This window comes from Burkholderia sp. PU8-34, assembly GCF_053427725.1.
In genome coordinates, this window is record NZ_JBSAXC010000095.1 from 1 (window position 1) to 303 (window position 303).

Sequence of the window (303 nt, forward strand, 5' to 3'; positions counted from 1 at the left end):
TACGCCATCGGATAGCCGATCAGCAGGCAGAACACCGTCGACACCGCGGCCATCTTCAGCGAGCTGAGATAGGTCGCGACGTACAGGTCGTCCTGCAGCAGGAACGCGTAGTGGCCGAGCTGGATCGCGAAGTGCACGACGCCGTCCTTGACCTGCATCAGCGCCGTGTACGGCGGGATGCCCATCACCTGGTCGGCGAAGCTGATCTTCAGCACCAGCACGAACGGCACCGCGAAGAAGATCGTCAGCCACAGGAACGGCACGCCGATCGCGACGCTGCGCCCGGACGGCAGCAAGCGCGCC

1 pseudogene is annotated in these 303 nt (G+C 65.0%); it reads right to left on the bottom strand.

Going from position 1 to position 303, the window contains the following annotated elements:
- Positions 1-303 (bottom strand): annotated as a pseudogene (locus tag ACV22Z_RS35875) (putrescine ABC transporter permease PotH); the annotation flags it as partial.